The organism is Pseudomonas avellanae BPIC 631 (genome assembly GCF_000444135.1).
Lineage (GTDB): Bacteria > Pseudomonadota > Gammaproteobacteria > Pseudomonadales > Pseudomonadaceae > Aquipseudomonas > Aquipseudomonas avellanae.
Genome location: NZ_ATDK01000219.1, coordinates 69,332 through 76,538, shown reverse-complemented (window position 1 = coordinate 76,538; position 7,207 = coordinate 69,332). Strand labels below are relative to the sequence as shown.

5 protein-coding genes are annotated in these 7,207 nt (G+C 60.3%); 3 read left to right on the top strand and 2 right to left on the bottom strand.

Annotated elements, in window-relative coordinates:
• The first annotated feature begins 170 nt into the window (after positions 1-170).
• The 3 genes from DW49_RS0109265 (at position 171) to DW49_RS1000000133065 (ending at position 2,057) form a co-directional block, all read left to right on the top strand.
• Positions 171-455, top strand: a complete 285-nt coding sequence (locus tag DW49_RS0109265; RefSeq protein WP_005619619.1) for a DUF5629 family protein — start codon at positions 171-173, stop codon at positions 453-455.
• Between the two features lie 79 nt (positions 456-534).
• Complete coding sequence (locus DW49_RS0109255) at positions 535-1,707, top strand: lactonase family protein (RefSeq protein WP_005619617.1); 1,173 nt, start codon at positions 535-537, stop codon at positions 1,705-1,707.
• 176 nt (positions 1,708-1,883) lie between these two features.
• Positions 1,884-2,057: a hypothetical protein gene (locus DW49_RS1000000133065; RefSeq protein WP_169338178.1), complete on the top strand. Its 174-nt coding sequence runs from the start codon at positions 1,884-1,886 to the stop codon at positions 2,055-2,057.
• A gap of 264 nt (positions 2,058-2,321) precedes the next feature.
• Here DW49_RS1000000133065 and DW49_RS0109245 read toward each other — a convergent pair whose 3' ends face one another.
• Positions 2,322-5,966, bottom strand: a complete 3,645-nt coding sequence (locus tag DW49_RS0109245; protein ID WP_005619613.1) for an AAA family ATPase — start codon at positions 5,964-5,966, stop codon at positions 2,322-2,324.
• Entirely contained in the window at positions 5,963-7,207 is a 1,245-nt protein-coding gene (locus DW49_RS0109240; RefSeq protein WP_005619611.1) for an exonuclease SbcCD subunit D C-terminal domain-containing protein, read from the bottom strand. The genes DW49_RS0109245 and DW49_RS0109240 overlap by 4 nt, the downstream gene beginning before the upstream one ends.

The window sequence follows — 7,207 nt, the reverse complement described above, 5'->3', positions numbered from 1 at the left end:
TGTCCAAGTCAGCGTGGAATCACTGTCCAAGTGTTCGTGGAATGGGTGTCCAAGTGCGCGTGGAATCCCCAACTGACATCGCAGAACCGCTGTGTGACGCAGCGCGTCACGAAGTGTATGCATCTGCCTTTTGCCCTATCATTCGCGCTTTTGCAGGCCGGATAAATTTAATGACCACCACACCCACCACACTGCTCGCCGCCCTTGAAGCGACCACCATGCTGGAGATCGACGGGCTGCACGCCTGGGACTTTTCGCTGGCTGATGAACTGAACATCGAATGCATGGACGGTCGCGAGCGCAAGGTATGGCGCTTCAGCAAAGCCCAGGTCGAAGCGGCAACCTTCGATGAGTCCCTGCAAAGCTGGGTCGTCAACGATGGCAATGCCGATCACCGCATCATTTGCCTGGACGCTTTTACCCCCTCTGATGAAGATGATTCCGGGGAGGATTGATTAAATTCGGGTGGGCGCTGTCATAAACCCGACAGTGCCGTAACAGGCATCAATAACCTCAACAAAAAGGGATGCCCCCATGCCCCATAAATTCCTGCCTTGGCTGGCGATTGCCAGTGCCATGAGCGCGTTCACCCTGCAGGCCCAACCCATGCCCGATACTGAATTGCTGATGGGTTCCTACACGCAAGGCAAAAGTGAAGGGATCTACCGCTTCGGATTCAACAGCCAGACCGGCATGATCGATGCTAAACCGTTGCAGGTCATCAAATCCGACAACCCGTCCTGGCTGACCTTATCCAAAGACCAGCGTTACCTGTTCGCGGTCAATGAAAACGGCCCGGGGCAAAAAGACGTGGTCGGCAAGGTCAGCAGCTTTGCGATCGACTCGAAAACGCGTCAGATCACGCCGATCAATCAGGTTCAAAGCCGTGGTGAAGAACCGACGCACTCCAGCCTCAGCTACGACGGCCGCTATCTGTTTGTTGCCAACTACGCAGTGAACCCTGACCCGGGCGGCGCGCTGACAGTGGTCCCGGTAGGCAAGGACGGCACGTTGAGTGAGGCCGTTCAGGTCTTGCCATTGGGGCCCGGAAGCAAGGTCAACAGTGAGCGGCAACTGTCATCACATGTGCATCTGGCCGTGCCGACCCCGGACAACAAGTACGTGGTGAGTGCCGATCTGGGCGCCGACAAGCTGTTTGTGTATCGCTACGACGCGAGTCAGGCCAAGCCACTGCAGCCAGCCAAAGTGCCGACCGTGCAGTTGCCAGGCGGCTCGGGGCCACGTCATACCCTCTTCAGCAGTGACGGCAAACACGCTTGGCTGGTGCTGGAAATGACGGCCCAGGTTGCTGTATTTGATTACCACGACGGCGGCTTCAAGCAGACCCAACTGGTCGACATGAAGAACAAAGGTGTGGAGGAGAAAAACGGTGGTGGTGCCTTGCACACCTCACCGGATGGCAAGTTTCTGTACGTGACCAATCGGGGTGACGCGAACCAGGTCGTGGTTTTCCGGATCGATCAGGCCAGCGGCAAGCTGGAAGAAATTCAGCGTCGTTCCCTTGAAGGCAAGGAGCCTCGCGAGTTCGCTTTTGATCCGACCGGCAAGTTTATGCTGTTCGCTAATCAGAAGAGCAATCAGATCGTGACCGTGCGCCGTGATCCGCAAAGCGGAATGATCGGTGACACGGTGCAGAAATTTGATGCAGATTCACCGTCTTACTTACGTTTTCTGACCGACAAGTAGGTCAATTCGGCTCCAGCCCCCAAAATACAAGGGCTGGAGCCGTTATCATTCTTGATGATATGGGTTAGTGCTACAAAAGATTTCTGCTGAACCACCCTCGGGCGTAAGTTTGAGTCACGGCCAAGACGGCCAACACTTCAAGCAAACGTACAAACAGACAACGAGGGGTGACCGACATGAACTTCAATATTTTCTCCATCATCGCTGCATCGGCTATTTCGGCAAGCGTCGTGCTTCCGGCCAGCGCCAGTGTCGACGTCACTGATAAAAAAGCTTACGCCTATACCGTGAAATACCTGCAACAGAGCGCCAATTTCTACGCCGCGCTGGACCACAAAACTCCCCAGTAAATCATTAGCCGTCACGCTTTCGCGAGCATGTTCGCCCACACAGGTCCCTGCGACTTACTGCCCACTGCGCGGCAGGCCATGCACGGAATGTCAGGTGAGCCTGTTCGCGAAAGCACTGACGGCGGTGGTGCATTCAAGATCGGACGCAGAGCGTCCAGAGCGGCATGCCGACGTGGAGCGTCGCACGATAGTCATAGTTGAGATTATCGTTCCCTACGCTCCAGCGTGGGAATGCCGTTCGTGACGCTCTGCGTCACAGCTTTCTCAGTTACCCACCTCGATCGTACTCAACCCATTGCCCTGACGACGCACTCTGATCTGCACCGGAATTCGCTCATGCATTTCCTGTACGTGAGAGATAACGCCGACCTTGCGGCCCTGTGCCTGCAAGCCGTCCAGTGCGTCCATGGCAAGTTGCAGTGATTCCGGGTCGAGGCTGCCGAAGCCTTCGTCGATGAACAGTGATTCGATACGCAGCGTACTGGAGGCCATCGACGCCAGGCCGAGCGCCAACGCCAGCGAGACCAGAAAGGTTTCCCCGCCCGACAGCGAATGCACCGAGCGCAGTTCATCGCCCATTTCGGTGTCCATCACCAGCAGGCCGAGCATGCTGCCGCCGCGTTTCAAGCGGTAGCGGCGCACCAGTTGCTTGAGTTGCGCATTGGCGTGATGCACCAGCAGGTCGAGGTTGTAGGCCTGAGCGATCTTGCGGAATTTGTCACCTTCAGCTGAACCGATCAGTGACGCCAGGCGTGCCCAGCGCAGGTATTCGCTGTTGGCATCGGCGATACGCGTCTGCAGCTCGCTGTTGGCGTTGCGGCGGCGCTGATCTTCGCTGAGTTCAGCGCGCAGTTCGGCGCACTGCTGCTCACTCTGCGCCAGTTGCTCTTGAGCCGTTTGCAGGTCGGCGGTCAGTTGCTGCTCGTCGTTCAGGTCGCTGTGCTGCGCCTGATGCTGTTGCAGGCGCTGATCCCGTTCCTGCAGCAATACTTTCGTCTGCTCCAGGTTCTTCTCGGTCGCCTGCAATTGCTGGCGCAGTCGATCGACGTGTGCGTCATCGTAGGTCAGCAGCGTGTCGAGCGCGGCATCGTCCAGCTCCGGGTGCTGACTGCGCCATTCACTGATCTGCACGTCGAGTTCGGCCAACTCTTGCTGTATGGCGTGCTGCTGTTGCTGGCCGGACTTGAGTTCGCCAGCCAGCTGAATCAACTGGCTGTGAATTTGCTGCAGGGCCTCGGCGGCCGAGCTTTCGGTTTGCCTGGCCTGCTCAATGGCGTTCTCCAGCGCCTGCTGCCATTGCTCGGCCGTGGCATGCTCGCCCAGCAGGCCGGTCAGTGCCTGCTGGCTGGCCTGTTGCTGCGCGTCGAGCCGGGTGACTTCAAGCGCCAGTTCGCTCTGACGTTGCAGGCGCGCCTGCTGCTCGATTTGCTGCTTTTCGATGTTCTGCTGGCGTTCGCGCTGTTCCTGCTGCTCTTCAGTCTGTTGCTCAAGCTGGTCCAGACGCTGGGTGATTTGCTGTTCAAGCTGCATCACCGTAGCCGATGCGTCGCTGCGCAGGCCTTCAAGCACCTGCGGCGAGACCAGCGGTGTGAACGCCGTCAGTTCTTCTTCCAGGCGCTGTTGATCGGCGTCCAGTTGCTTGAGTTGCTCGGCAACATGGCGCGCAGCGGTCTGGCTGGCATCGGTTGCGGCCTGGAGCTGTTGCTGCAAACGGGCCGCGTCTTTCTGCAAGGTCAGCAAAGCCTGCTGACGCTGCTCGTCACGGGCGATGACTTCGTTCAACTGGCTCAGTTGCTGGCTCAGCCACCCGTCGCGTTTATCGGCGTCGCGGTCCAGCAATTGAGCGGCGAGGGGATGGGCTTCAAGATCGGGCGCCAATGCCTGATGACGCTCAATGAGCTGCTCGTGCTGGCGCAGCAGTTCTTTCTGGCGGGCGATCACGCCACCCACCTGTTCACGCAACTGATTGCGCTGCTCGGTCAGCAGGTCTACCGCCTTCTGCGCGCTGGCCTGCTCGTTGTCGTCATGCTGTGTGAGGCTTTCAAGCAACGCTTCGGGCTGATGCCACGGATGTTCGACGCTGCCGCAGACCGGGCAGGGCTGGTCGTCCTGCAACTGCACGCGCAGTTCTTCTACACTGGCGCTGCGGGCCAGACGCTGGCGTTCCAGCAGTTGCCGGGTGACCGTCAGGGTCTGCTCGGCGACGGTCAGTTCGTCACGAACCCGCAGGCCTTCGCTGTTGAGCTGTTCGCGTTGCTGCTGAGCATTTTGCTGTTGCCGGGTCAGTTCAGACAGCTGACGGTCGACGTCCTGCTGGCTGGCCCACAGGCGAGTCAGTTCCTCAAACGCGCGTTGCTGTTTACGGTTGTCCTGCAACAGGCTGCCAAGAATCTGCACCTGCTCGGTCACAGCCTCGACTTCGCAGTCGGCTTCGCGATAGAGCAATTCCAGCGCGCTGCGCTGCTCGCCCAACTGCTGGTCGGCGACGCCAGCGCGTTGTTGCAGCGCTGGCAGTTCACTGTGCCCGTGTTTGAGGCGGTTGGCGATCAGCGTCAGGGATTTCAGGCGGTCGCGCCAGGCGTTCCAGGCCTGAGCCAGCGGGGCCAGCTCGCCGCTGCGTTGCAGTTGTTCGGCAATCCGTTCAAGGCGCTGCGCAACCTGTTGCTGCTGGTCGAGCAGGGTTTGCAGGCTGGCCTGACCTTCAGCACACAACTGCCCGGTGTGCTGATGCAGGTCGCGGGCCTTGTTCAGTTCCTGGGCCAGGTGATTGAGGGTGTTCTGGGCATCAAACGCCTGTTGCAGCAGCGGTTTGGCGCTGCCGTGTTGCTGCTGCGCGTCCAGCAGGCTGGTGTGCGCCTGAGCGCGGCGGGTTTCCAGCTGTTGTTGCTGGCCCTGCAGCGAGGTGTGTTGAGCCTGATGCTGACGAATCTGCTCGGCCAGCGGGTCGAGCTGGACGTTCAAGGTGGTCCGGCGGGCAAAGCGATGGCGTTGCGGGCTCAGACGCTCCAGTTGGCCGAGAGTTTGCCGCTCGCCGCTTTGCTGGTCCCAGGTCTGTTGCGCACTGTTCAGCGCCTCCTGTGCGGCGAGCTGTTCGTCGCGCAGACGATGCAGCTCGATCAGCCATTGCTGCTTGAGTTCCAGCTGCCGCTGTTGTGCTTGATGGGCCTTGAGGTGTTGCTGTGCGTCGCTGAAGCGCTGTTCCAGCTCGGCCAGTTGCTCCGGGCCCAGCGGGACGATGTTGCTGGCCTGGGCGGTGAGGGTTTTCAGCGCTTCTTCGGCTTCCTTGCTCTTGCTGTAGGCGCGCCGGCCCAACTGGCTGTAGATCGCAGTGTTGGTCAGCTTTTCCAGCAGTTCGCTGCGCTCCTTGTCGTCAGCCTTTAGAAAGGCACTGAACTCGCTCTGGGCGAGCATCACGGCGCGGGTGAACTGCTCGAAATTCAAGCCCAGACGGCTTTCTATCAGTTGCTCGAATTCTCGCTTGCTCTGGTTGCTGAGGATTTGCTCGCTGTCCAGATCGGTGAGCGTCTGGCGGCTGGCCTGTAGCTTCTTGGTGGCGTTGTCCCGTGCGCGATTGGTTTCCCAGCGGGCCCGATAGCGACGCTGATCGATACCGATGAAATCCACCTCGGCGTAACCACTTCCGGTGCCACGGCGCAGCAGGGTGCGTGGGTCACTGGTGGTGATGTCGCCATCGATATCAGGGACCTTGGACTGACCGATATTGCTCAGCCGTGGAATGGCCCCGAACAGCGCCAGGCACAGGGCATCGAGCAGGGTGCTTTTGCCCGCGCCGGTAGGCCCGGTAATCGCGAACAAGCCGGCACTGGCCAGCGGTTCAGCGGTGAAATCGATTTCAAACGGCCCGGCCAGCGAGGCCAGGTTTTTCAGGCGAATGGCAAGAATCTTCATGGCTGTTCGCTCTCCTGCTGAACTTCGCGCAGCAGCGTGGCGAAATCGGTCAGGGTCTGTTCGTCCACCTCGCTGCCGAAGTTGTCCTGCCAGGCACGGCTGAACAATTCCTGTGGGGTGAGCTGGTCCAGTTCGATCAGCCCGGCCTCGCCATCGCTGCCATCGGCGCTGCCGTTGCCGGCGTATTCGGCACCGATGCGCACCAGCCGTACGGCCTTGCCTTGCAATGCGGTTTCGATCTGGTTGCGCAGGTCCGGTTGCGGCTCATCCAGACGCACGCGCACTTCCAGCCACGGCTGGCGGTCCGGGTCGGCGAGCAGGTCGATGTCCGGCAGTGCCTTGAGCTGCACCAGCAGATCAGCCAATGGTGCAGGCCCGAGGCGTTGCAGGTTGACGGCGCGCGGGATCAGGCAGGGTTCGACGCTGGTCAGCGTGTCGCCGTCGCAATTGATCTCGAGAATCTGGTGCTGGTAGCCGATTTCCGAAAAGGACAGCGGGATCGGCGAGCCGCTGTAGCGAATGCGCTCTTCGCCATTGACCCGCTGCGGCTTGTGCAGATGGCCGAGGGCGACGTAGGTGATGCTCGGCCCGAACAGGCTGGCGGGCAGGGCTTCGGCGTTGCCGATGATCAGGCTGCGTTCGGAGTCTTCCGAGACCGAGCCGCCCGCCATGTGTGCGTGGCTGATGGCGATCAGTGCCTGGCCTGGCTGGCGCTTGAGATTGGCTGCTTCGATCAGCAGTTCATGCACCCGGCCAATGCCGCGCAGGTAGTCATCACCCAGGGTCGGGCCGGTGACTTCGGCGGGGCGCAGGAAGGGCAGCGCCAGGCACCAGGCCTTGATGTCGCCATTGGCATCCGGCAACGGCAGCAGCAGACGTTCGGCATCCAGCACGCCGTCGTTCAGCCACATCACCCTGCCCAGCGCATGGGTGCGCAGACGGCGCATCAGCGGCGCAGGCAGTTCGATGCGCGACCCGGAGTCATGGTTGCCGGCAATCATCACGATGGTCAGCAGCGGCTGTTGCTCATGGGCGTTGACGATGAAGTCGTACAGCCGTTCCTGGGCTTTGACCGGCGGGTTGACGGTGTCGAAGATATCGCCTGCGATCAACAGCACATCAGGCTGTCGTTCGCCCAGACGGGCCAGCAGCCAGGTCAGAAAGCAGGCGTGTTCGAAGTCTCGTTCCTGACCATGCAGGTTCTGACCCAAATGCCAGTCGGAGGTGTGAAACAGACGCAT